General features: G+C 66.1%; 21 protein-coding genes, 1 other RNA gene and 2 pseudogenes. 10 read left to right on the top strand and 14 right to left on the bottom strand.

What is annotated here, in order from left to right; genetic code table 11:
- Positions 1–203: 203 nt before the first annotated feature.
- Together LL962_RS17770 and LL962_RS17765 are read left to right on the top strand one after the other, a co-directional pair.
- Complete coding sequence (locus LL962_RS17770; RefSeq protein WP_104588730.1) at positions 204–782, top strand: TetR/AcrR family transcriptional regulator; 579 nt, start codon at positions 204–206, stop codon at positions 780–782.
- Between the two features lie 19 nt (positions 783–801).
- Positions 802–1,281 (top strand): nuclear transport factor 2 family protein, encoded by a 480-nt coding sequence (locus tag LL962_RS17765; protein WP_228317862.1) that lies wholly within the window; start codon positions 802–804, stop codon positions 1,279–1,281.
- Between the two features lie 278 nt (positions 1,282–1,559).
- Here the strand turns inward: LL962_RS17765 and LL962_RS17760 are convergent, their stop codons facing one another.
- Together LL962_RS17760 and LL962_RS17755 are read right to left on the bottom strand one after the other, a co-directional pair.
- Complete coding sequence (locus LL962_RS17760) at positions 1,560–1,991, bottom strand: hypothetical protein (protein ID WP_208621492.1); 432 nt, start codon at positions 1,989–1,991, stop codon at positions 1,560–1,562.
- A 531-nt stretch (positions 1,992–2,522) separates the two neighbouring features.
- Complete coding sequence (locus tag LL962_RS17755; RefSeq protein ID WP_228317861.1) at positions 2,523–3,452, bottom strand: hypothetical protein; 930 nt, start codon at positions 3,450–3,452, stop codon at positions 2,523–2,525.
- A gap of 256 nt (positions 3,453–3,708) precedes the next feature.
- On the opposite strand from LL962_RS17755, the gene LL962_RS17750 reads away from it, so the two are divergent.
- Positions 3,709–4,110, top strand: a complete 402-nt coding sequence (locus tag LL962_RS17750) for a DUF2384 domain-containing protein (protein WP_104588725.1) — start codon at positions 3,709–3,711, stop codon at positions 4,108–4,110.
- 225 nt (positions 4,111–4,335) lie between these two features.
- Here LL962_RS17750 and LL962_RS17745 read toward each other — a convergent pair whose 3' ends face one another.
- Both LL962_RS17745 and LL962_RS17740 read right to left on the bottom strand, forming a co-directional pair.
- Complete coding sequence (locus LL962_RS17745; RefSeq protein WP_228317860.1) at positions 4,336–5,448, bottom strand: type II toxin-antitoxin system RelE/ParE family toxin; 1,113 nt, start codon at positions 5,446–5,448, stop codon at positions 4,336–4,338.
- Entirely contained in the window at positions 5,435–5,641 is a 207-nt protein-coding gene (locus LL962_RS17740; RefSeq protein ID WP_228317859.1) for a hypothetical protein, read from the bottom strand. Before LL962_RS17740 ends, LL962_RS17745 begins: the two co-directional genes overlap by 14 nt.
- Before the next feature lie 241 nt (positions 5,642–5,882).
- Between LL962_RS17740 and LL962_RS17735 the strand changes: the two genes are divergently transcribed.
- Positions 5,883–6,416, top strand: a complete 534-nt coding sequence (locus LL962_RS17735; protein WP_228317858.1) for a hypothetical protein — start codon at positions 5,883–5,885, stop codon at positions 6,414–6,416.
- Positions 6,417–6,477: 61 nt separating this feature from the next.
- A non-coding RNA gene (locus LL962_RS17730) (sX9 sRNA) lies at positions 6,478–6,554 on the top strand.
- A gap of 3 nt (positions 6,555–6,557) precedes the next feature.
- On the opposite strand, the gene LL962_RS17725 is transcribed toward LL962_RS17730, so the two are convergent.
- Together LL962_RS17725 and LL962_RS17720 are read right to left on the bottom strand one after the other, a co-directional pair.
- Positions 6,558–7,823, bottom strand: coding sequence for a phospholipase D-like domain-containing protein (locus LL962_RS17725; RefSeq protein WP_228317856.1), 1,266 nt, complete (start codon positions 7,821–7,823; stop codon positions 6,558–6,560).
- Positions 7,824–7,988: 165 nt separating this feature from the next.
- Positions 7,989–8,537, bottom strand: a complete 549-nt coding sequence (locus tag LL962_RS17720; protein ID WP_228317855.1) for an RNA 2'-phosphotransferase — start codon at positions 8,535–8,537, stop codon at positions 7,989–7,991.
- Between the two features lie 232 nt (positions 8,538–8,769).
- Here LL962_RS17720 and LL962_RS17715 point away from each other — a divergent pair, with 232 nt between their 5' ends.
- The gene (locus LL962_RS17715) at positions 8,770–9,321 is read left to right on the top strand and encodes a YdeI/OmpD-associated family protein (RefSeq protein WP_228317854.1); all 552 of its coding nucleotides are present in this window, start codon (positions 8,770–8,772) and stop codon (positions 9,319–9,321) included.
- Positions 9,322–9,435: 114 nt separating this feature from the next.
- Positions 9,436–10,797: an MFS transporter gene (locus LL962_RS17710; RefSeq protein ID WP_104588720.1), complete on the top strand. Its 1,362-nt coding sequence runs from the start codon at positions 9,436–9,438 to the stop codon at positions 10,795–10,797.
- 207 nt (positions 10,798–11,004) lie between these two features.
- Here the strand turns inward: LL962_RS17710 and LL962_RS17705 are convergent, their stop codons facing one another.
- Together LL962_RS17705 and LL962_RS17700 are read right to left on the bottom strand one after the other, a co-directional pair.
- The gene (locus LL962_RS17705) at positions 11,005–12,507 is read right to left on the bottom strand and encodes a ribonuclease H-like domain-containing protein (protein ID WP_228317852.1); all 1,503 of its coding nucleotides are present in this window, start codon (positions 12,505–12,507) and stop codon (positions 11,005–11,007) included.
- Positions 12,504–14,999 (bottom strand): DEAD/DEAH box helicase, encoded by a 2,496-nt coding sequence (locus LL962_RS17700; RefSeq protein WP_228317851.1) that lies wholly within the window; start codon positions 14,997–14,999, stop codon positions 12,504–12,506. The genes LL962_RS17705 and LL962_RS17700 overlap by 4 nt, the downstream gene beginning before the upstream one ends.
- Before the next feature lie 170 nt (positions 15,000–15,169).
- Here LL962_RS17700 and trhA point away from each other — a divergent pair, with 170 nt between their 5' ends.
- Entirely contained in the window at positions 15,170–15,832 is a 663-nt protein-coding gene (trhA, locus tag LL962_RS17695) for a PAQR family membrane homeostasis protein TrhA (RefSeq protein ID WP_228317850.1), read from the top strand.
- Positions 15,831–16,061, top strand: a pseudogene (locus LL962_RS20990) (type II toxin-antitoxin system RelE/ParE family toxin); the annotation flags it as partial. The gene trhA and the pseudogene LL962_RS20990, both read left to right, overlap by 2 nt.
- Before the next feature lie 177 nt (positions 16,062–16,238).
- On the opposite strand, the gene LL962_RS17685 reads toward LL962_RS20990, so the two are convergent.
- From LL962_RS17685 to LL962_RS17675, 3 genes are all read right to left on the bottom strand, one after another.
- On the bottom strand, positions 16,239–17,138 hold the full coding sequence (locus tag LL962_RS17685; RefSeq protein ID WP_228317849.1) for an SDR family NAD(P)-dependent oxidoreductase: 900 nt from the start codon (positions 17,136–17,138) through the stop codon (positions 16,239–16,241).
- 60 nt (positions 17,139–17,198) lie between these two features.
- On the bottom strand, positions 17,199–17,936 hold the full coding sequence (locus LL962_RS17680) for an SDR family oxidoreductase (RefSeq protein WP_228317848.1): 738 nt from the start codon (positions 17,934–17,936) through the stop codon (positions 17,199–17,201).
- Between the two features lie 224 nt (positions 17,937–18,160).
- Entirely contained in the window at positions 18,161–18,772 is a 612-nt protein-coding gene (locus tag LL962_RS17675; protein WP_228317847.1) for an NAD(P)H-dependent oxidoreductase, read from the bottom strand.
- A gap of 254 nt (positions 18,773–19,026) precedes the next feature.
- On the opposite strand from LL962_RS17675, the gene LL962_RS17670 reads away from it, so the two are divergent.
- On the top strand, positions 19,027–19,386 hold the full coding sequence (locus tag LL962_RS17670) for a winged helix-turn-helix transcriptional regulator (protein ID WP_228317846.1): 360 nt from the start codon (positions 19,027–19,029) through the stop codon (positions 19,384–19,386).
- A gap of 161 nt (positions 19,387–19,547) precedes the next feature.
- Here the strand turns inward: LL962_RS17670 and LL962_RS17665 are convergent, their stop codons facing one another.
- The 3 genes and pseudogenes from LL962_RS17665 to LL962_RS17655 all read right to left on the bottom strand — a co-directional run bounded on the left by LL962_RS17665 (position 19,548) and on the right by LL962_RS17655 (position 22,560).
- On the bottom strand, positions 19,548–20,318 hold the full coding sequence (locus LL962_RS17665) for a hypothetical protein (protein WP_228317845.1): 771 nt from the start codon (positions 20,316–20,318) through the stop codon (positions 19,548–19,550).
- Between the two features lie 237 nt (positions 20,319–20,555).
- Positions 20,556–20,969 (bottom strand): annotated as a pseudogene (locus tag LL962_RS20985) (XVIPCD domain-containing protein); the annotation flags it as partial.
- Between the two features lie 991 nt (positions 20,970–21,960).
- Positions 21,961–22,560, bottom strand: coding sequence for a hypothetical protein (locus LL962_RS17655; protein ID WP_228317843.1), 600 nt, complete (start codon positions 22,558–22,560; stop codon positions 21,961–21,963).
- Positions 22,561–22,941 lie beyond the last annotated feature (381 nt).

Below are 22,941 nucleotides of genomic sequence, written 5' to 3'. Positions count from 1 at the left end.
TTCCTATCCTCGATGGGCGTCGTCGACCTGCCTACATGCCTTCGCCACGGGCCAGGTTCCGGGCAAGGCCAGGCACTGAAGGGCGCGCGTGCGAGGCACGACCGATCATCGACCGAGAGCCACTCCGGGGTGGACGTCGTCCGGGGTTGACAGTAGAGAACGATCGTTCTACCGTTGCGAGAACGATCATTCTCTGACTGCCAGTGCTTTCGCCAGCAGACTCCCACTCCAACACGGCATTGCTCGATGCCACCGAGCGCCTGATCTATGCCGGCGGCATTCATGCCACCGGGATGGAGGCGATCGTCAAAACGTCGGGAGTGGCGCGCAAGACGCTCTACCGCCTGTACCCGACCAAGGAGGCGTTGGTGGAAGCGGCCCTGCTACGCCGGGACGAGCGCTGGATGGCGTGGTTCGTGGCGGCCAGCTCGCACAGCGACGATCCGGTGGTGCGGCTGCTGTCGTGCTTCGATGCGTTGCGCAGCTGGTTTGGCGACAGCCGCTTCCATGGCTGCGCGTTTCTCAATGCCGCCGGCGAGACAGGCGACCCGGATCACGTGATCCGCAGGGCGGCACGCCTGCACAAGCAGCGCCTGCACGACTATCTGCACGGCCTGGCAAACGATGCCGGCCGGCCAGACCCGGACGCGCTGGCACAGCAACTGTTGGTGTTGATCGACGGCGCCATCGCCGTGGCGCTGGTGTTCGGTGGTACCGAGTCTGCAACTGCTGCCCAAGGCGCTGCCCGCCAGCTGCTTGGGCAACCCCCTGTCGCGTCCTGATCCTTCGAGGAGATTTGCCATGTCATCGTCTGCATCGTCCCGTCCGCCGCTGCCGCCCTTCACCCACGACACTGCCTTGCTGAAGGTGCGGCTGGCCGAAGACGGCTGGAACAGCCGCGAAGCGGCCAAGGTGGCCCAGGCCTATAGCGTGGACACGCGCTGGCGCAACCGCGCCGAGTTCGTCAATGGCCGCGATCAGGCGCAGGCGTTTCTCGAGCGCAAGTGGGCCAGGGAACTGGAGTACCGGCTCATCAAGGAGCTGTGGGCGTTCAACGAAAACCGTATCGCGGTGCGCTATGCCTACGAGTGGCACGACGACTCGGGCAACTGGTTCCGCTCCTACGGCAACGAGAACTGGGAGTTCGACGCCGACGGTCTGATGCGCGCGCGTCATTCCTCGATCAACGACCTGCCCATCCAGGAGGCCGAGCGCAAGTTCCATTGGCCGCTCGGGCGCAGGCCCGATGCGCACCCGGGCCTGTCCGATCTGGGGCTCTAGCGACGCTGCGGATAGGGTTGCGTCTGGCGGATGTCACCGGGGCGCGGATGCCGCGATCGAGACACCCCGCCGGGCTGCGTGTCCGCTACACACGCATGTGATACATGGCGACGACCCGAACGCGGTGCTTTGGTGAACAGTCGCGTCGCAGGCCGGCCACGCACTGGTCCAGGAGCTGCGTGGTCGATGGGCTGTCGCTGGGCGAGATCTCCAACGGGGCGACATGACAGCACCCAGCGCAGGCGCGGGGAGGACTCCGCCGCGCCTGCCCCGGCAACTCAGCGCACCTTGTACAACACCGCTGCGCCGGGCCGCGGTTCGAACATCGGCACGGTCTGCTGCTTGAGCGCAGTGCCCTTGGCATCCCACACCAGGGTCTCGGTGGGGTAATCGTCCTTGCGGGTCATGCTGTCGATCTGCTTGACGATCACTGTCTTGCCGGCGGGTACCTCCGGGTTCCAGGCGAACACGCCGAGGCGGCCGTAGAACACGGCCGGCGCGGCGGCATCCAGGCGGCGGTCCGGGCACATCACCAGGCCGCGTTCGAGCATCACCCGCAGCGCGCCGACCGGCACGGCCTTGACGGTGGGGCTGGTGCGTTCGGTGCTGTGGCCAGGGCAGACATTGGCTGCGCGGGTGATCATGTCCTCGGCCACCTGGCGGTCGGACTGGGCCAGCGCAGGAACGGACGCAGTGGACAGGGCAAGCAGGGCAAGTGCGGATTTCCAGGGCATCTGACAACTCCTCTTGTGATGACACTCCAAAGGCAGCCCGGCCACGCGGGGCTGCTGCCAGCAAGGCGCCCGGATGCTAGCAAGCCGGTTGTTAAATCCCGTGGAGATGGACGAGTGCACTTCGCGCCCAGGTGCATCAGGCCGGGCAGGTGACTGCGCACGCGTCTGCGAGCGGTGCAATCGAAACGCAGCTACGCGCATGATCGACACCGCTGCGTCACCGTTGGCCAGTGCGTGCAGATGCGTGCGTGTTGCGCGCCTTGCCGATGAGGTGTTGCGGTGGCGTCAGCAGCGGGCGCACTGTCTGCGAGTGTGACCGACCAGCACCGAGCGAGTGGCGCGCTCACCGGTACGCTGCTGGACCCGGGAGGTCTTGTGCCCGATCAGCGAGCCAACCGTCTTCTACGCAGGGAAAAGAAGCGCGCGTCAACCGTCGAGAAACGCATCGATTGCCGCCGCGCCATGTTCGCGGATCGCCACATCGCGCGTCTTGAAAATCCCCGACGATCAGTTCGCGCACATGTCGGTGACTGCCTGCATCGACACGCTGCGTTCCTTGAAGCGATCTGCGAGCAGCGCCGAGACCTGCGCGTCCAGTGCGATCACCTCGCTTGCTGTCAGGTGCCTGGATCTGCGCGTCGCCTCATCGGCCAGGTGCGTGCGTTCGACGTTGTCGGATGCTCCCCGCTGGATCAGGCGGATGATGACGTAGGCGTGCTGGTCGGACACGTTGGCCTGGGTCCGCAGCCCGTGCTGCTCCAGCGACGCCTGGTAGGCGGCCAGCACCACCGCCCAATTCCCGGTGTTCAGGCCATCCTGCACCAGGCGCCCAACGCTGCTCGCATAATGTTGCAGCAGGTCCGCATAGTACGGGCTGCGTTCGTCCGGCGTCTGCCAGGGCGCCATGATGAAGCAGGCGGCGGCCTGCCGATTGCCTTGCAGCGCAGCCTCCAGCGTGGCCCGGTAGATCTGCGCATTGGCCAGGTCCTGCGAAACCGATGCGAGCCAGGGCTCGCATGATTGCCGATGGTCGACCAGGAAACGGGCGTTATCCACGAGCCTGGCTCGCTGATCGGCATCCATCGCGGCCAGCGCCTTCGGGTTGTTCAATGGCCAGTTGGGGTCCGATGCTGCTTGTGCTTTGTAGAACGCATCGAAGTGACGAAACTTTGCGCAGTTCCTTGCGAACTCGAAGCGGCGTCGGGGATCGAACGCACTATCGGCAGGAAAGCCATCGAAGCCTACGACTGCACTGTTGCCGGTGGATGCCGTGGAGATGGACGCAACAGGCGCCGGGCCGCGCGGCGTGACTTGCAGGTGTTGCGCGCTTGCCTGCGCAGGAACGGCGGAAGTGGCGCGAGGCGAGCGCCACAGCACGATGGCGGCAAGCACCATGATGGTGGCAATGACAATGCCGTATCGGATTGGTGCGCCCATTCCAACTGCTCCCTCGTTCGCGGGTCATTGATCGCCTGATCGATGCAGCGTTTCTCCTTGGCGGCTGCCCATGTCTGGCAGCGGGTCTGGCGAACCGCTCAAGCCTAGCGTGATCCGGGCCGCGGATGTCGCTGGTGGTGATCTTTCAGTAGGTTGCTCATCCGGGGCTGACCCGTTCACCGCTTGTCGGGAGACTCCCGATTGAGTGCCGGCAGCGGCACCGCTAGCGTGCGCGCAAGACACTGCCGGATCGCCCATGGAACGCGCCGACCTCATTGCCTCCCTGCTCACCGGCATGCGCCGGGCCGAAGCCATGCGTGCGCAGCCATCCAGCTACAGTACTGCCCACAGCGAACAGATGAACCTCGAGCACGGCAAGGCCGACGACGCCGAGCTGGTGCTGTCGTTGTTCAAGTTCACTCCGGAGCATCTGAAGTTGCTGGGCAGTGCCGGCATCGAAGCGCTGGGCGAAATCGTCTGCCATGCCTGGGTTCTGCATGGCGGCGACACTGCCGCGCTGATCCGCTGGTTCCGCGAACCGATGAATGCCGTGGATGGCCAGACCCCCGCCGCGATGGTGCGCGCCGGTCAGATCAAGGTATTGCTGCTGGTGCTCAGGCAGCAGATCGAATGGGAGTTGCCCAAGCGGTTGGCGTGAGCGCAAGACACCGGCCACCGTGTGCGTTGACGTCGGTGCGATCGCCGCACACCGTTGACCAGCCCAAGGCATGGGTGGTGCATACGCGGACCGCATTGCCTGCGACGCACCCATGTCGAATGCGAGCAGGCGGTCGTCAAACTGTGGCACCACACGCCGTCGACTTTAGATACCGCGCTCGCTGCGCGGCCATGCGCGCCGGAAGCCGGGGCAGCGTAGCCTCACTCACCGATACGGTCCCGGCCCGCGCCACACCGGTTCGCCCTGGCGGTAGACCTCCATCATGTTGATGACCTCGCGGGCATCGCCGATGTTCTTCAGCTCGGGCGAGTCCGGTGGCAGCAGGCGGCACTTGCTGGAGCCGCGCTTGAGCGCGACCTCCAGCGGGCAGACCATGCGTTGCTGCGTGCCCGGCAGGATGATGGCGATCTCCTGCATGCCCTGTTCCTTCCATACCCGCAGCTGGGTTTCGCTGCGCACGTCGTAATAGACCTGGTAGCCGCCGATATCCATGCTCGGCTGGGCGTTGTTGCGGTCGTTGCGGCGGCCCTGGCTGATGGTCGGCGTGTACGCGCTGCCGTCTTCGGCGGCATCGGCCGGTTCGTCGAGCATGCCCGGTGGGCGCCCGGTCCAGGTCTCGGGACGGCGTTGCGGCGGCGACGACGGTTCGGCCGGCGGCCGCAGTGGCGTGGGGCGCTGCACCGGCCGGGTCTGGCGCTGCTCGTTCGGGCTGCCGCGACGGGTGTCGCCTGGAGGCGGCACCGGGTTCCTGGCGTCCTGCACCAGCGTGGATTGCACGGGCGAGGCAGCCGGCGGCGGCTGGACCGGTGCCGGTGTGGGCGAGGGTGGCGTGGGCGTCGGGGAAGGCGTGGGTTGTTGCGGTTGGTCGGTATCGCCGACGAAGTCCACCTTGGTGCGGCCGCCGCTGGACGAGCCCTGCGGCGGGGTCACGGTGGGCGTGGAGGCCGACAGCAGGATCAGCAGCATCAGCACATGCACCAGTGCGCTGATCAGTGCAGCGATCCACGGCTCCAGGCGTTCGCGCAGCGGTTCGGTGCGCGGCAGCCAGTCCTGCGCATCGAGGTGGACATGCAGGATCTGCAGGGCCCCTTCGCGCACGCGGTAGACCAGCACGTACGGGGTCTGCGTCACCACCCATTCGCGGGTGCCCGGCACCCGGCCCGCGCTGCCGCGGCCGGGTTGTTCGGCCAGCGTGCGGGTCGCGTCCAGCACTCGTCGCGCCATCGCGGCGGCAGCGGTCGGGTTGAGCGCGTGGTAGTGATCCTGGGCGTGAGCGAGCTGGCTGGCGGCCGGGACGGTCCAGTCACGCCGCAACATCAACGCCCCATCCGGCGAACAGCGTCGCGAGCTGCGGTGCGCTGAGGACCGCGCCCGTCTCGGCCGCGGCGATGCCCTCCAGCACTGCCGCCTCGAATCGGGCGGCGTCCACGGCGCGGGCCACGTCCTGCCACCCTGCCGTGTCCGGCAGCGCGTCGATCAGCGTATGGGCGTGTTGCTTGATGGCGGACATGGCACTGCGATGGGGGAGTACGGCTGCAAGTCTACCGCCGTGGCCTGGATCCGCGCGTGGCGAGCGCCGACGCGCATGCGGGGATTCATCGGCGGCGCTGGCTGCCAGCAAGGGCGCTCCAGCGGCGACGCCTGGTCTGGCGGAGCAGGCGCGTGCCAGGCAGCAGAAAGTGACGCTTGGCACCTTGTCTGCGCTGCGGCCCGGTTTCATTCTGCAGCGGCCACTTCGCCAGGACCGCGCCATGCCCGCCCACGCCATTGCCCCGTTTGCCCCCTATCTGTCGATGGCCGCCATCGCATTCGTCTACTACCGGCGCATCCGCCGCAGTTTCGGCCGCCAGCCATGGAAGCCGCTGGCCACCGGCATCCGCGCCACGCTGCTGCTCATCGCGGCGGCGGCGCTGGGATTTGCGGTCTACGGGTTGCCGCAGGTGCGGCTCGGCATTGCCGTTGGCGCGCTGGTCGGCATCGGGCTGGGCGTGCTTTCGCTGCGCTACACGCCCACCGAGTGGGTGGACGGCCGCGGCTGGTACACGCCCAACCCGTGGATCGGCGCGGCACTGATGGTGGTGCTGGCAGCGCGGCTGGCCTGGCGCTGGGCCAGCGGTGCGTTCGCCAACGGTGCGGCGGTGGCCGGATCGCAGGCCAGCCCGCTGACCCTGGGCATCGCGGCGGCCCTGGTGCTGTACGCGCTGGTGCATACCGCCGGGCTGTGGTGGCGCCTGCGGCAGCTGCGGCTGGACGCGGGCGAACACGCGAGCCGAGCGTCCAGCTAAGAGCGGCCAAAAAACGACTGCGCTCCCCGCCAGGCGGGCGCGGCCAGTGCTCGGAATCGGCATGTACCGCTCATACACTGCGGTTCCGAGCGCGCCGCCCACACCCGCCTGACGACCGCTCGTTAGGTACTGTTAGCCGCTCTAAACCTGGGAGCGGAACGGGAACACCAGCTTTTCGCCCAGCCGCTGCCGCAGCGGCCGCGCGCGCCAGCGCTCCAGCGTGTAGCGTTCGGCGCGTTGCAGGTCGCGCTCGAACACGTCGGTCATGCGCGCGGCCAGCGTGCGGTCGTAGACATTCAAACTGGCCTCGTCGTTGAGGCGGAACGAGCGGATGTCGAAGTTGGTCGAGCCCACCGACACCAGCAGGCCATCCACGATCAGCAGCTTGGTGTGCAGCATGGTGGGCTGGTATTCGTGGATTTCGATACCGGCCTGCAGCAGCGGCTCCCAGCTGGCCTTGGAGGCCAGCCGTACCGAGACCGCATCGATGTGCTTGCCGGGCAGCAGCACACGGATCCTGACACCGCGGCCGCGGGCTTCCAGCAGCGCGCGGGTGATCAGCGCGTCGGGCACGAAGTACGCTGCGGCCAGGTCGATGGTGTTGCAGGCGGCGGCGATGGCGATCAGATACATCAGGTGCATGCTCTCGCTGCCGCCGGCCGGCGAGGCCACGAACAGCTGCGCATCGCTGTCGCCGGCCGGCTCCAGCGCCGGGTAGTACCGGGCACCGTTGACCACGCGGCCGGTGGTCTTGATCCAGTTGTCGTTGAAGGCGGTCTGCACCTGCGCCACCACCGGGCCTTCGATGCGGTAATGGGTGTCGCGCCAATGCTCCGGATCCTGCGCATCGCCCATCCACTGGTCGGCCACGCCCACGCCCCCGGTGAAGCCGATCCGGCCATCGATCACCAGCAACTTGCGGTGCGTGCGGTTGTTGACGCGGTGCAGGTTGTACCAGGCCAGCGGGCGGTAGCGGTGCACTTCCACGCCGGCGTTGGTCATGGTGTCCACCAGCGCATGGTCCATCTTCAGGCTGCCGCCCCAGTCGATGGTGACGCGGACCGCCACGCCGGCGCGCGCGCGCGCGGACAGCGCCTCGCTGAACTCGCGGCCAATCTCACCCGACCAATAGATGTAGGTTTCGAAGGTGATGGTGTGCTGCGCGCCGGCAATGGCCTCCAGCATCGCCGGAAAGATCTCGCAGCCGTTGTTGAGCACGTCGATGCGGTTGCCGGGCAGGATGGTCGGGCCCAGCAACACCGACATTTCGCGCTTGAACTGCGGGTCGGCAACGTCGTAGAGGTGCTTGGGAATGTGCTGGAGCTTCTTCTCCGGCGTGGCGAAGTTGAGCAGCAGCAGCCCCACCAGCAAGGTGACGACCACGGCAGCCACGATGATCCAGATCATGCACCCCACTCCGATCCCCGCCATTGCGGGCATAAACGGCGGGCATTCTGGCAAGGCTGGTGGCATGGGGGTCGTGAAGGATCCGGCGGCCGCAGGCGTGGCCTCCCCTCGCCACCGCGTGTGCCGGGCATCGGGATGGATCACGCAAGCGATGCGGCCGCTCCCCTACTCCGCCACGCGCAGATAATTCGGCGGTACGTGTGCCGTCAGCCAGACGCCGTTGTCGGCCTGGAAAAACGCAATGCCTGCTGCATGCATCTGCAGGCTCTCCACGCGCAGCACCACCGGCGTGCCGTGGCGCGCTCCAACCTTGGTGGCGGTGTCCGGATCGGCGGATAGATGGACATGATGGCGCTGGCCCGGTTGCAGGCCCTGCACCAGGATTGCCGCAAGTACGCGTGTGGCGGTGCCGTGATACAGCACGTCGGGAGGACGCCGCGCCTGGTGCTGGACTGCAACGGCCGGGGTGCTGTGGCCTTGCGCGGCGCGGATGCGCAGCCCGTTGTCGGACAGGGTGAAGCGCTGCTTGTCGCTCTGCGCGACGACCATCTTGACCAGCGCCACGTCGAGATGCCGGCCTGCGGCTGCGGCACCGGCAATGATGGCATCGATGTCCACCCAGCCATCCCGATCGAGCGTCACGCCAATCGACTCCGGCGCGTGCCGCAGCACATAGCTGAGAAATTTACTGATGTCGGTGAGTGGTTGACGCATGCTGTCTGCCTCTATTCGCAGGATGGGGCCGTCGACGACTTGGCCGCGGCAATGGTGCGACATGCCGCTTGTCGGATGCGCCCACGCGCGCAGACGATCCATGCATTGGCTTACCGCTTCGGGTGGGCAGCGCGGGGCGCGGACGCGGTGGCTGGCAGTGTGCAGCAATGGCCGTGTCCGTTACAGGTGCGCACAGTGACATCGAACGCGGACGCGGTGCTATGGTCCGCGCATGTCCAGGCGCGCTTCCCCGATTCGTTGCAAGGCAAGGCTGCTGGAGCCGGATGTGCCCGGGGCGGCGACCTGGTTGTTTCTGCGGTTGCCTGCCGCGGCCAGCACGCAGTTGCCCACCCGCAGCATGGTCACCGTACGCGGAAGCCTGGCCGGGCATCCGTTGCAGGCCACGCTTGAACCGGACGGGCAGGGCGGGCATTGGCTCAAGCTGGACGCCACGCTGCAGCGCGCGGCCGGCGTGGCGGCCGGCGACACCGTGGCCCTGGAAATCGCCCCGGTGGACGTGGAACCCGAGCCGGTGGTGCCGGACGATCTGCAGGCCGCCCTGGCCGCGCAGCCGGCCGCGCGTGCGACCTGGGACGACATCACCGCGCTGGCGCGACGCGACTGGATCTTCTGGATCGTATCGGGCAAGCAAGCCCAGACGCGGGTCAAGCGCATCGCCACCGCCTGCGCCATGCTGGCGGCAGGCAAGCGCCGTGCGTGCTGCTTCGACCGCTCCGGGATGTACAGCAAATCGCTTGCGGCACCGACGCCGAAAGCGAGCTGAAGTGCAGCGCAGTTCGGCTGGATCGGCCGTTGTATATGCGCCGAAATGCTTACATGCGTCACACAAGCGCGCACCTATACTTCGGGGCTGTCCCACCCGAGAGGTTCCGACCGCATGAGCGTACCCCCATCGTCTCCGATCGCCGCCGGTTCCGCCGCCGCGCCCGGCAGCCTTCGCCGCTCGGTCTCCAACACGCTCAAGGGATCGGCCGGCAACCTGGTCGAGTGGTACGACGTCTACGTCTACTCGGTGTTCGCCACCTATTTCGAGTCGCAGTTCTTCTCCAAGGAAGACAAGAACGCCACCCTGTTCGTGTGGGCGATCTTCGCGATGACCTTCCTGATGCGGCCGATCGGTGCGTGGTACTTCGGCCGCTTCGCCGACCGCTACGGGCGGCGTCTGGCGCTGACCATCTCGGTGTCGATGATGGCGTTGTGCTCGTTCGTCATCGCGATCACGCCCACGGTGGCGACCATCGGCATCGCCGCACCGATCATCCTGTTGCTGGCGCGCCTGCTGCAGGGCTTTGCCACCGGCGGCGAGTACGGCACCAGTGCCACCTACATGTCCGAAGCGGCCATTCCCGGGCGGCGCGGCTTCCTGTCCTCGTTCCACTACGTGACCCTGGTCGGCGGCCATGTGCTGGCGCAGGCCACGCTGCTGGTGATGCTGCAGGTGTTCGATGCCGAGCAGGTCTCGGCCTGGGGCTGGCGCGTGGCGTTCGGCCTGGGCGGCATCGGCGCGTTGGTGGTGTTCTGGCTGCGCCGCACCATGGACGAATCCTTGAGTTCCGAATCCATCGCCGATTCGCGCACCGGCAAGGCCAAGGCCTCCGGCTCGCTGCGCGAGTTGTTCGTCAACCAATGGCGCCCGTTGCTGCTGTGCTTCCTGATCACTGCCGGCGGCACGATCGCGTTCTACACCTACTCGGTGACCGGCCCGAAGATGATCCAGACCGCCTTCGCCGGTGGCGACGTGATGGCCGGCACCATCATCAACCTGGTCGCGCTGACGCTGCTGATGCTGATGCAGCCGGTTGGCGGCTGGTTGTCGGATATCGTCGGCCGCAAGACCTTGCTGGTGTTCTTCGGTATCGGCGGGGTGCTGTACACCTGGTTCCTGGTGACCGAGCTGCCCAGGCAGACCGATTGGCTGAGCGCCTTCGCCATCCTCACCGTGGGCTTTGTGATCCTGACCGGCTACACCTCGATCAACGCAGTGGTGAAGGCCGAGTTGTTTCCCACCCATGTGCGTGCGCTGGGCGTGGGGCTCGGCTATGCGCTGGCGAACTCCGCGTTCGGCGGCACCGCGCCGCTGCTGTACCAGGCCTCGTTGAAAACAGGCCATGTCAGTGAATTCGTGATCTATGCGACGGCAGTCACTGCGGTGTCGTTGGTGGTCTACATGTTTTTCCTGACCAACAAGGGCAGCAACTGGCTGGACGACGAAGCGGCGATGCAGCAGCGCAAGCGTTGAGCGCCCGCCGGCATCGCGCAGATCCGCAAGACACGGCGGTGCGCACCCCGCATTGCCGTTCGGTCGGAGCGCCCCCGGGCGCGAGGGCCTTACCGGTAACGCCCGTCGCGCCCAGAGACGCGTCTGCGGGATGACGCGGTCGGCGAGATCGCCTGTGCAGCAATACATCCACGTCCAGCCGATGCGAGGCGCTTGCCTCGAGGCGCGCTAGCCCATCAAGGCAAGCGCCTCGCGCTCCTGCGCTTCCACCGCCACCAGCCGCTGCAGCAGCAGCGACAGCGTCACCACGTCCTGATGATTGTGCTCGGCCACGCGGCGCAGGTTGCGCGCGCTGCCGCCGCGCAGATAGCTCAACCAGGCGGCCGGTGCCTCTGAGCCGGGCAGGTCGTCTTCGCGCACCACGCGCAACAGCTGCCGTTCGATGGTGGACAGCTTGCAGTTCTCCCAGGTGCCGCGGTAACGCCGGCGGGTAGGGAACAGCAGGTCCACGTGATCCAGCGCCGACAGCGGGTCGCCGCGGCGCGCCAGCCGGTAGCGCGTCTTGAGCAACGGCGCGTCGTAGCAACGCCCGTTGTAGCTGGACAGCACCGTGCGCGGCGTCAGCCAGCTGCGGAACAGATCCAGCATCGCGCTCTCGGCCGCCATCGTGGACATCATCAGCTGGCGCACGCGCAGCCCGCTGCCCTGCGTAGCGTCGACATACCAGTCGGCCACCCCGATCATGAAGGCGCGCGTGCCGGTACCGCCGGCCAGGCCGGTGGTTTCGGTATCGAAGAACAACAGATCCATCGGGTCCACCGCATCCTCGCGTTTGGCGAAGGCCAGCGAGAGCGCCTGGCGTGGGATCGCCTGCGGCAGGAAGGCCTGGATCAGATGCAGGCCGGGCGCGATCTCGTCGCCAGGCAGATATCGGTCGGTGGATGGCGCGCGGACCGGTGTGTGCGCGGAGACCGCGCGTTCGCGCAGGCCGATCATCTTGCGCAGGCCGGCGATGTCGGTGCGGCGTTGTGGTGGCTGCAGTGATGTGGGCGCAGCCGGTGCCGTGCGTACAGCCGGCACGCGCGCTGCCGCAGCGGCTGCCGCACCCGCCGGCTTGTGGCGCACATCGTGGTCCACCCAGGCAAACGCCGAGCTATCGCGCGCAGGCGCTGCAGCAACCGACGCCTGCAGGGCGCGGCGCGTCATGGCCGGTGCGGTGGGCTGGGCACGCGGCACGCCGGCAGCGTCTGCGCTGCCGGGCTGCGCGCTTCCCGCAGCCGCCTCGCGCGGCAACGCGCGTGACCCAGATGCAGCAGCGCCCGGCGCAGGCTGGCGTTGCGCACGCGTGGGCAGCACCGCATCGTCCTTGCGCGCCGTGGGCGTCAGCCCGCCGACCTGGCGGCGTAGCAGGCGCAAACGTTCTGCGCTCACCCCAGGATCGCTGCCAGGCACCGGTGCTGCCAGCGCCCGCATCGGCTGCGCCGCTGCGGGCATGTCACCTGCGACACGCGTGCGCGCATCGCCTGCCACTGCAACCGCACCGACTGCATCATCCGAGGTACGCGCCACCACTGCCGCGCGCAGCGGGTGCGCATCGGCCTGCGCATTGTCCGCAGCGGAAACATCCGCACCATCCACTGCCGCGCCATCCACAACCGCCGCTGGCGCACGCACATCCGCATGCCCGGCTTGACGCCGCAGCAAGCGCAGCCGGTCTGCACTCACACTCATGCAAGCACGTCCAGCGCCAGGTCGTCGTCCACCTGCGTGGCATGCCGCAATGGCGCATCGGCGTCGAACAACAGCGCCAGCACCGTCAACGCCAGCGACTTGGGCGATTGCCCCTTGCCTTGCTCATGCGCGGCCAGCACCGGGCCCACGCAGGCCGGGCAGCCGGCGCTGCAGTCGCAGCGGCGCACCAGTTCGTCCGCGCGCTGCAGCAGCTCGGCCTGGCGCAGCCATAGCGGTTCGCTCAGGCCCACGCCGCCGGGGAAGTTGTCGTACAGGTAGACCGTGGGCACGAAGGCCTGCTGCAGTTCCACCGCAGCAGGTTCGCCTTCTTCCACGCCGCGCAGTTGCCCGCGCCCGGTCTGGTCGGCCACCGCGAACCACGCGCCATCGCCATTGCCCACGGCTTTCTGCAGATCGCGTGCGTCGGCCATCACCGCCACCGTGGCGACCACGTGCAGCGCATAGGCGGCGCCCAGGAACCCATCAAGCGCATCCTGCTTGGACGCGAACGCCTTGCCCAGCGTGGCTTGAGGTAGCTGCCACCACACCGCGGTGGTATGCAGTTCCTGGTCGGGCAGGTTGACCGGGCCGTAGCCGATGTTCTCGTGCGTGTAATAGCGGATCTTCTTGTAGCCGGACACGCGCCGCACCACGTGTACTTCACCATGATGCGAATCGCCACGGCCGGCCACGCTGCCGTCGAAACGGTCCAGCACCTTGAGCTTGGTGTAGTCGATGCTGTCGGTGTAATAGTCCACGTGCGTGCGCGTCACGTAGGCCTTGCGGCCTTCCCAATCCAGCCGCTCCACCTGGTACGGCGTGCTCTGCACCATGTGGATGGCGCCTTCGTACAAGGTGAGCGCGGCGGCCGAATAATCCACCTCGGCGATGATCTGCTGCTTGCCATCGCTCTTGTCCACCACCACGAAGTTGCCGTCGGCCACCGAACGCAGGCTCACCGCATTGGCCGGGTAGCTGTCGGCGATCCACTCCCAGCGGTCGCCTTCCTGGTGGATCACCTCGCTTTCGGCCAAGGCTTCCAGAAATACCAGCGGGTCGATCGGGCCGAATGGTTCGCTGGCAATGAACGGCAATTCGAACGCCGCGCAGCGGATGTGGTCGAACAGGATCAGCGGCTGGTCCGGTGCGATGCGCGCATGCTCGGGCGAGGCGTCGGCAAAGAAATCCGGATGCCGCACTACGTACTGGTCCAGCGGCTGCGAGCTGGCCACCAGCACGCCCAGCGCCGGTTGCTGGCGCCGCCCGGCGCGCCCGAAGCGCTGCCAGGTCGCCGCCACGCTGCCTGGGTAGCCATTGAGGACCACCACGTCCAGCGCGCCGATATCCACGCCCAGTTCCAGCGCGGAGGTGGAAATGATGCCGTCGATGGTGCCGGCGCGCATCGCGCGCTCCACTTCGCGCCGCTCGGTGGGCAGATAGCCGCCTCGGTAGGCGCGAATACGTGGGGGCTTGCGCGGGTCGTGATCGAAGATGTCCTTCAGATACTTGGTCAGCACCTCCACCATCAGCCGTGTCTGCGCGAACACCAGCGTCTTCAGCCCGCTCTTGATGGCGATGCGCGCGATGCGGTTGCTCTGCGAACGCGCCGAGGCGCGCAAGCCAAGATCCGCATTGACCACCGGCGGGTTCCACAGCAGCACATGCTTGTCGCCGGTGGGCGCGCCGGACTCGGTGATGGCATGCACCTGTTCTTCGATCAAGGCCTGCGCGTGCGCATGCGGGTTGCCGATGGTGGCCGAGCACAGGATGAACTGCGGGCTGGCGCCATAGAACGCGCAGATGCGCTTGAGCCGGCGCAGCACGTTGGTGACGTGGCTGCCGAACACGCCGCGGTAGGTATGGATCTCGTCGATCACCACATAGCGCAGGTTCTCGAAGAACTGCGCCCACTTGGTGTGATGCGGCAAAATGGCCTGGTGCAGCATGTCCGGGTTGCTGACCACGATATCGCCATGCAGGCGGATCGCCTGGCGCGCATCGCCCGGGGTGTCGCCGTCGAAGGTGAAGGCCTTGACCCCCAGCTCGCCGGCGCGATTGAGATCCAGCAGCTCGGCCACCTGGTCCTGCGCCAGCGCCTTGGTGGGGAACAGGTACAGCGCCTTGGCCCCGGCGGTCATCGCTGCACTCACCACCGGCAGCGTGTAGCACAGCGATTTGCCCGAGGCGGTGGGCGTGACGATCGCCACGTGTTCGCCGCGCTGGCTGGCCGTCCAGGCCTCGGCCTGATGGCTGTATAGCTGGTCGATGCCGCGCGATCGCAAGGCATCGGCGAGCGCGGCCGGCACATCGTCGGGGATCGGCGCGTAGCGGCCTTCGCGCCCGGGCAGGGTGAAGCTGCCGGTGATGCGGTCGTGGTAGCGCCGTTCCAGGCGCTGGGTGAGCAGCGCGCCATCGCGGCTGGGGCGGCCATCGGTGGTGGCCAGCGCGCGTTCGGCGGAATCGGTACGGGGAGCGAGGGCAAACGGAGGCATACGGCGGCTCCCAAAGAGGCGCATGAGACAGGGGAGGCGTCTCAGGGTATGAGACATGGCCCGAATGCGCGAGCCGGTGTCACTGAGCGAATTCAGCAAGCGGGTATGCTGTGGCCCCCGCCGCGTTGCGCCCGATCTGCGCGGTGGGTTCCCCCTCCCGACGACCCGCCGTGCCCGTGCCCCCCAGCGCCCCCGCTCCGCACTACAAGACCCCCGCTGCCCGCCGTGCCGACGTGATCGTGCACGCTGCCGGGCTGTTCCTGGCCATCGTCGGCGGCGCCTGGATGATCTGGCGCGCGCATGCCAACCAGACCCTGCTGCTGGCCACCTGCGTGTATGCGCTGGGCCTGCTGGTGATGTTCGCCTGCTCGGCGGCCTACAACTTCGCTCCGCCGCAGCGCCAGCCGATGCTGCGCAAGTTCGATCATGCCGGCATCTTCGTGATGATCGCCGGCTCGTACACGCCGTTCTTCCTGGTCGCGCTCGATGGCAGCTGGCGCTGGGCCATGATCCTGACCGTCTGGAGCGTGGCGCTGTTCGGCGTGTTCGCCAAGCTATGCCTGCCCGGCATCGCCAAGGGTTTCTGGGTGGCGATCTACCTGCTGCTGGGCTGGGCCGGCATGGTGGTGATCAACCAGATGATCGCCGGCCTGGACAGCGCGGTGCTGTGGCTCATCGTGGCCGGCGGCGCGTTCTACACCGTGGGCGTGGCGTTCTACGTGCGCAAGTCGATGGTCTACAACCGCGCCATCTGGCACGCCCATGTGCTGGGCGGCGCGTTGTCGCACTGGTGCGCCATCTGGCTGTGCCTGCGGCCATTGAGCCAGGCATGACAACGCGCCCGCTGCAGCGGCACTGGTAAAACGGGTGTTCGTGCACGTCGAGCAATTGATCGAACACCCGGACAGCGGAAGCCGGCCACAGGAACTCAAGCGCTCGCGCTATCGCCAGATTGGCTAACCACCTTGCCGCGTCATCCACCGCGTGGATGGGCAGCGCATCGTGATGGTGCACGTCATGCGGTCCGAGCGCGCGCTTCGCAACAATCATCTTTCACGCTGAGAGCGGCTGACGAAACCATTGCACAGCCGCCAGGCGGGCGCGGCCGGTGTTGGGTGCTGCATGGCCGCTCCCACCTGCGGTCGTGAGTGCGCCGTCCTCATCCAGCCGACGACTGCTCGCCACGTTGCGTCAGCCGCTCCATCGCCGGCAGGCACCCCAGGTGCCTGCCGCATCCCATCATTCCACCGCGCGCGGCGCCAATAGGTCGCCCAATCCCACACGGTGCAGCATCTCTGCACGCAGGCGATCGAGCACCGCAAAGCCCACGTCGGCGCCATCGCCGGCCGGATCGATATGCACCCGGAACGGCCGCGTGCCGAACGGCGCATCCACCACCTGCACGATCGCCTGCGCCACCTCGGCCACATCGGCGTCCTCGGGGACGATGCGCGCGAACGCCTGCTGCACCTGTTCGCCGAATCCCGCATACGGGCCCGCCTCGTACGCGGCCGCGCGCGCGGCATCGTCGGGGGCGCCGGCATGCGCGAAGTGGTTGGTGCCTTTGGTGAAGGCGCCGGGCACGATGATCGAGGTCTCGATGCCCCATCGCGCCAGCTCGCGCGCGTACTGCACTGCCAGCGCATCCATCGCCGCCTTGGCGGCGAAGTAGGGCGCCAGATACGGCGGCGTGCCGCCGGCCGAACTGCTGCTGGACACCCACACCAACACCCCCTGCCGCTGCGCCCGCAACTGCGGCAGGGCGGCGCGGTTCACCCGCTGCGTACCCAGCACGTTGATGTCGTACAGGTGCGCGAACTGCTCGGCGCTGAAGGCTTCGGCCGGCCCGAACGCCATGTGCCCGGCGTTGTGCACCACCACGTCCAGTCCGCCGGCCTCGGCCACGATGGCGGCCACTGCCGCATCGGCCGATGCCTGCGACTGTACGTCCAGCTCGATCGCGCGCAAGGCCAGTTGCCGGTCGCCGGCCAGCGCGGCCATCTCCTGTGCCACACCGGCATTGCGCCCGGCGGTATCGCGCATGGAGGCGTAGACGGTATGGCCGGCGGCCGCCAGCGCTTGCGCGGTCAATCGCCCGAAGCCGCTGGATGCGCCGGTCACCAGGATGCGTTTGCTCATGTGGTTGCTCCTTCAAGGGGGAGGACGCGGCACGCGCGTAACGCCGCGCGCCGGTGCAGCTCAGACCATGCCGCCGTTGGCGCGCAGCACCTGTCCATTGATCCAGCCGCCGTCCGGGCCGACCAGGAACGCCACTGCGGCGGCGATATCCTCCGGCTCGCCGAGCCGCTCCAGCGGATTGGCCTTGGACAAGCGTTCGATGAGCTCCGGCGGCTTGCCGTCGAGGAATAACGCGGTGGCGGTCGGCCCGGGAGCTACCGCATTGACCGTGATGCCACGTCCGCGCAACTCCTTGGACAGGATCGCGGTGAGCGTTTCCACCGCCGCCTTGGTGGCCGCATACACACCGTAGGTTTCCAGTTTCAGGCCAACCACGCTGGTGGACAGGTTGACGATGCGCCCGCCATCGCGCAGCCGCTGCGCAGCCAGGCGCAGCGTGTTGAAGGTGCCTTTCAGATTGATCGCGATGTGCTTGTCGAACAAGGCATCGTCGCTGTCGGCCAATGTGGCCAACTGCATGATGCCGGCGTTGTTGACCAGCACATCCACTCCGCCGAACGCGCTGTGTGCTGCGGCGAACAAGCGCTCCACCGCCGCCGGGTCGCTGACATCGGCCTGCACGCTGATGGCGCGGCCACCGCCCGCTTCGATGTTGCGCACCAGCTGTTCGGCTTCGTCGGCATGGCCGGCGTAATTGAGCACCACCGCAAAGCCGTCGCGCGCCAGGCGCTGTGCGATGGCCGCGCCGATACCGCGCGAGGCTCCGGTGACAAGGGCAACCTTCTGTTGTTGACTCATGGATGTGTCCGTTTGCACCGCGGGGCTGCGGCGTTGCGAAAACTATCCAATGCAATGACACGACGATCATCACGCCAAACCGCACAACACTGTTCCCGGTGCGCGAACAGTGCGTGGCGAGCCAACGGTCCGGTTCGTTGCCGCGCGGCTGAGGGCGCTTCCGCAGTACGGGCCGCATCGACCGTATCGGCAACGGACTGGCGGCACACGCGGCCGCTACCCGGCTAACCCGCAGCAGCGCCCGCCTTGCCCGGAAACAGCCGCCCGCCCACCGTACGCGCCGTTTCGAAATGCGACTCCGGAAACGCGGGGTCGGGCACGGTCAGCAGCTCGCTGGTGCGCACCGGCGCACCGCAGAAATCGAAGATGCCGTGGTCGATCTGGCTCTTCATCGCGCCGAAGTAGCCGTGGCGCGCATAGGTGCGCTCGTCGGCACCGCCAATGGCCAGCAGATGCACATCCAGCTCCCCTAGCCGTTTGACGATCCTGCCGTCCGGCGCCTCGTCGAACGCCCAGCCCAGCGTGAAAACGCGGTCGATCCAGCCCTTCAGCAATGCCGGAAACCCCCACCAGTAAACCGGGTACACCAGTACCAACGCATCCGCGCGCTCCAGCCGCGCATGCTCGGCGGCCACATCCGCCGGTGCCGGCGCGCGCTGCTGAAACAGCGCGACATCGCCCAGCGTGAAGCGCGGGTCGAAACCTTCCTGCGCAAGGTCGGCAACGTCGAACGTGTGGCCCGCATCGTGGGCGGTCAAGCCCGCAACGACCTGCGCTGCCACCGCATGCGTATGTGAACTCGGCTCGGGATGTGCAATAACGATCAGGGAATGCATGCGGCAAGAACTCCTGGAGAGCGCTCATGAGGGAGAAAGGGTGTGGCACGCCGCCGCCGCACATGGGCGCAGCTGCGCGTTGGCTGCAGCGCACCTCGCAGTATCGCCACGCCTGCATGTGGGCGATGGAATCGCAACCAGGCGCAACAGGTAACGCAGGCGCCGTTGCGTGTTATCCAGCGCAAACGTGTATGCCATCATCGGCAACCGCCACGCCGGCCACAAGAACGCACGCAAAGGTAAGTAACGCACCCATGGGAAAGCCGCACACCCCGGACACCGCCGCCTGTGATGTCGAAGCCCTGCTCAACCTCATCCAGGGCCGTTGGAAACTGCTGCTGCTGTTCCACCTGTTCGACGGCCAGGTGCAGCGCTACTCCGACCTGGAGCGCCTGGTTCCCGGCATTTCGCAGAAGATGCTCGCCCAGCAGCTGCGTCAGCTCGAACGCGACGGCCTGGTGCGACGCACGGTCTATCCGCAGGTACCACCGCAGGTGGATTACCGGCTGACGCCCTGGGGGCAGGCGCTGTGTCCTGCGCTGGATGCGATGCTGGCCTGGGGCGAGGCGCGGGGAGGTAGTGACCAAGCTGACAGCACCGACCATCCAAACTGAAAGGGTCCGAGGCCGGCGCAGAGACCAAGCCATATCGCTTCTGCATCGTTTCAGGGTTGAATACCCAAAGCGGGTGCATGGTGGAGAGCAACTTCGGTAGGTCTTAACGATGAGCCAAGGAGCGTTGTCGTCGGCCTACACGACTCGGTTGCCTCAGCTGGTCAGGACGGAGTAGAAGCGGACGGGCCGGCGGCGAAGGTTGGGCAACCGTCCTCCCGCATCGCCTTCGCATAAAATGCAGGAAGATCCAACGAGGCAACGCCTTCTTCCACTGACAGCTGGAGAGGGATTGCCTCCCAGAAGCTCACAATGGCCTCGGAGAATGCGTCCAAATGTTTGTCGGTTACGCATAGGTGCGTGTAATCCACATACGTCCAGGAGTTCGCCGACTCCAGTCCGGGAATAAACCGAGGGAAGCGCTGCTTCAAGTCTTCGAAGGACTTTCCTTCGCCGTGTTTGAATACGTTCACGACCAGTCGTAAAGCTTCAAGATCTTGGTATGCAGGCACGGACGGGACGTCCCAGCCGAAGGCCACAAGCAGTCCTTCCAGCTTGCTCCAGTCCGACCGCCAGATCTCCTCGCGGGTTTTTTCGCCTATGACCCAGCCGGCCTGGCGCAACTCACGAGCCACCCGGAGGCGAAAACTCTTGTCGAAGTGGTGATACATGCCCGCAGCGATACCTAGGACGGTGCGCTCGCGCATCTCCTGCAGCAAGTCGTAGTGTTCAAGGCTCCGATGAAATGCTGCCTCGTAGAGCATGGACATGTCCCAGTTCTCCGGATCGAAAAACTCCGGTGGGCTCCCCAGGCATTCCTTGCCCATCGCATCCGCTTCCTCTTCAATTGAAGCAAACGGTGGCAAAAGCCGAGCTTTGGATTGATCCAGGTAAAAGCGTTGCTCTCTGACCCGCAATGCAATCTCTTCTGCCATAAAGCAGAAAACGCCTCTGCGCCTCCTAGTGACTTGAACTTTTAGCGTCTGAACCCCTTTACTCACGTTGAATCCTAAAGGCACTGACGGCGGGGTGTAAGGTTGCAGAACGGTGCTCCCTGACAGGGATGCCTCTGCCTTAGATCTTGATCGTCCATGACTGCTTGGCTTAGCCGTCTTTCTGGATTGCAGCCTGAAGTTGCCTGGCCACGCTATCGTCCTCATCCTTCCCGGCGACTACATCGTCATCCGTGGTCCCAGCTCCTGCTGCGCTGTTTGCTGCTGTGTCTGTTCCAAAGCCTGCTGACGCACCTGATCCTGTTTGATGACCTCGGCCTGCTGCAGGTTTTGCTGGGCCGGCTGCTGGGAGGCCTCGCGTCCATCGACATGGGCATGGAACATTGGCGCGACTCCCACCCCGTGCGGGGCGTAGACAGCAAAGACGTTGTGTGCTCCATCTCGGCCTAGGCCTCCAGTGACCTGGTCCACACGCTTCAGCAAGGGGTCTTCGGCCTGCTGCTTATAGAGCGCTGCGCTGACGTTCCGGCTCTCTTCTTCGCTCCAGTTGCCCGTGCCTTTGACCCAGTCATGGATGCGGGCATAGGCCTGATGGTCGGGATGCGCCGGGTTGTCAGCCAAAAGCTGCTGTGGATGGATATCATTTTCTGCCTTCAGCTCAGGGCGATTGCTATTACCTGCGCCTAACTGCCGCACCTCCACTGGACGCACTTGTCCCTGGGAGGTATCCGCAAACTCGAACGTCTTGCCCACCCCACCCAGGTCAATGCCAGCGTCTTCGGCTTGCTGAGCACTCACCCCCAGTTCCTGCAGGTTGTAGCCCAACTTAGGCATCGGCTGCGTCGTGACATTCGCACGATCTTTCCAGATGTCTGCGCCAGCACCGATGGCGTAAGCCGTGTAGTAGGCCTGGTAGGCCGAGGTGCCCTTGTGGCCCAAGGTGCTTCCACCCTTGTCAAAATGACATTCCGCTACCGCCTCCACGGCAGGACTCTCTATACGGCCCTGCGTGCGCTGTAACCCATGCTCATCCAGCCGGACGCCGGGCTCCAACTGATCGTTGGTGACGCAGGCGGTCGTGGGGTCCAGCCGACGAAGTAGAACTTTTTGGTTGACTTCGCCGGTGGTCGTGACCACCCGGCTCGCCACAGAGTTCATGCTCATCAACTCTGCCAGACCCTCGTCCCGGCGAGCCGAGGCAAGATATTCCTTGGCTATAGGAGTGACATCCACCACCGGCTCACCGTATTGGGCCCCCTCCTTGAGGGCTTGATCGATGCCGTAGGCAAGCTTGTATCGCGATTGCTCAGCCGACTTGGCCATCAACGCGTGCCCGGTCTCATGCCCCAACACACCAGTCAGCAAATCCAAGCGATCCGATTGCTTGGTCCTCTGGAATACATCCGCACTGACGTTGACCGTGCCCGTGCTCGCGTCGTAGTGTCCGCCCTCGTTCGGTCGGTTTGACACCGACAGGTGACGCAAACTGCCGCTCTCGATGGCCTGGGCCATCGCAGACGCAAGATATGGAGAGGTTTCGACAGCCTCGCGAAAGTCCCGAGCAGCTGAGGGCGGCAACCCGGATTGCTTCTCTACCTCATTGAGCAGTTGCTCGACACGTGGATCAACCATCGATTGGCTCCAACTCGAAGGTCACTCTCGAAACACAGTGAGGATCGTTGCGGTTGTCTGTCTTGACGGCGATGTAGACCCCAAGGTTCTGGCCGGCCTGCTTGTCGAACATGATCCGATGGTCGTCACCAAAACCTGGCTTGGTCATCCGAAAGCCCGCCGACACCAATGGGGCCTGCACCGCGTCCATGGTCAGTTCGCATGAGCCAGGAGGGTTGACCGATACTTCTATCAAGTGTCCGGGGTGCTTGGCGTAAGGCTTCCAGACCGCCAACTCGTAGCCACCCTGCCCTAATGCGCCTTTGACCCCATAGCGCCGCCCCTTGCTATCAGGAGGCAACTTCAAGTCTATGGCCTGTTCAACCGCTGCTGGAGCCGTGTCGGCTTGGGAGTGAAGCGCCTTCGCCAACTGAGCCAGGGCGTTGGTCAGTGTGGGGGCGGTCAACGCTGGACCCGCCTGCAACTCGGGGTAAGCGTCTTGGTCGACAAGCCGAGGCGTGACCTTTGCCGCGGCGTCCGCCGCGATATCGGATGCCGCAGCACCTTTGTTCTGCTCGGACTCAATTGAGGCCTGGCTTGGGGGTTTTGACACAGTGGTCTCCTGGGGCAAGGCCGAAGGTTGAGTGCATGCCACCAGTCCCGAAGTCAAAACCCCTGCGGCCAATGTCATGGCCAAGGCACAGGAGAGGGGGCGTCCGTTGCAACTGAAGTCCATAAGCCAGCTCATATGAAGAGTTGGGACGCTCAGTCTATCCTTACCGTAGCCCGGCAGGTCAAACGCAAGCATGTTCGGCTTAGCCTGACTGAGCCGCCCCGGGAACCCCGGAGGCTCCATTACTTGAGAAGATGGAGCCATGAGCAGAGCAAGCAAGTTTTCCCCAGAGGTCCGGGAGCGATCGGTGAAGATGGTGCTGGAGCACCAGGGCGGGTACGCGTCGCAGTGGTCGGCGATCGTGTCGGTGTCGGCCAAGGT

Origin of the sequence: Xanthomonas sp. NCPPB 1067 (genome assembly GCF_020783795.1) — a bacterium.
GTDB classification, from domain to species: domain Bacteria; phylum Pseudomonadota; class Gammaproteobacteria; order Xanthomonadales; family Xanthomonadaceae; genus Xanthomonas; species Xanthomonas melonis.
The sequence above is the reverse complement of the archived record's forward strand: the minus strand, read 5'-3'. Positions and strand labels throughout refer to the sequence as shown.

Coding starts and splice junctions, on each gene's coding strand:
- LL962_RS17710 (WP_104588720.1), top strand. CDS start 9,436: ATGAGCGTACCCCCATCGTCTCCGATCGCCGCCGGTTCCGCCGCCGCG.
- LL962_RS17740 (WP_228317859.1), bottom strand. CDS start 5,641: ATGTCCGCCATCAAGCAACACGCCCATACGCTGATCGACGCGCTGCCG.
- LL962_RS17685 (WP_228317849.1), bottom strand. CDS start 17,138: ATGAGCAAACGCATCCTGGTGACCGGCGCATCCAGCGGCTTCGGGCGA.
- LL962_RS17680 (WP_228317848.1), bottom strand. CDS start 17,936: ATGAGTCAACAACAGAAGGTTGCCCTTGTCACCGGAGCCTCGCGCGGT.
- LL962_RS17705 (WP_228317852.1), bottom strand. CDS start 12,507: ATGAGTGTGAGTGCAGACCGGCTGCGCTTGCTGCGGCGTCAAGCCGGG.
- LL962_RS17755 (WP_228317861.1), bottom strand. CDS start 3,452: ATGGGCGCACCAATCCGATACGGCATTGTCATTGCCACCATCATGGTG.
- LL962_RS17745 (WP_228317860.1), bottom strand. CDS start 5,448: ATGTTGCGGCGTGACTGGACCGTCCCGGCCGCCAGCCAGCTCGCTCAC.
- LL962_RS17735 (WP_228317858.1), top strand. CDS start 5,883: ATGCCCGCCCACGCCATTGCCCCGTTTGCCCCCTATCTGTCGATGGCC.
- LL962_RS17720 (WP_228317855.1), bottom strand. CDS start 8,537: ATGCGTCAACCACTCACCGACATCAGTAAATTTCTCAGCTATGTGCTG.
- LL962_RS17670 (WP_228317846.1), top strand. CDS start 19,027: ATGGGAAAGCCGCACACCCCGGACACCGCCGCCTGTGATGTCGAAGCC.
- LL962_RS17675 (WP_228317847.1), bottom strand. CDS start 18,772: ATGCATTCCCTGATCGTTATTGCACATCCCGAGCCGAGTTCACATACG.
- LL962_RS17765 (WP_228317862.1), top strand. CDS start 802: ATGTCATCGTCTGCATCGTCCCGTCCGCCGCTGCCGCCCTTCACCCAC.
- LL962_RS17750 (WP_104588725.1), top strand. CDS start 3,709: ATGGAACGCGCCGACCTCATTGCCTCCCTGCTCACCGGCATGCGCCGG.
- LL962_RS17665 (WP_228317845.1), bottom strand. CDS start 20,318: ATGGCAGAAGAGATTGCATTGCGGGTCAGAGAGCAACGCTTTTACCTG.
- LL962_RS17715 (WP_228317854.1), top strand. CDS start 8,770: ATGTCCAGGCGCGCTTCCCCGATTCGTTGCAAGGCAAGGCTGCTGGAG.
- LL962_RS17700 (WP_228317851.1), bottom strand. CDS start 14,999: ATGCCTCCGTTTGCCCTCGCTCCCCGTACCGATTCCGCCGAACGCGCG.
- LL962_RS17725 (WP_228317856.1), bottom strand. CDS start 7,823: ATGATCTGGATCATCGTGGCTGCCGTGGTCGTCACCTTGCTGGTGGGG.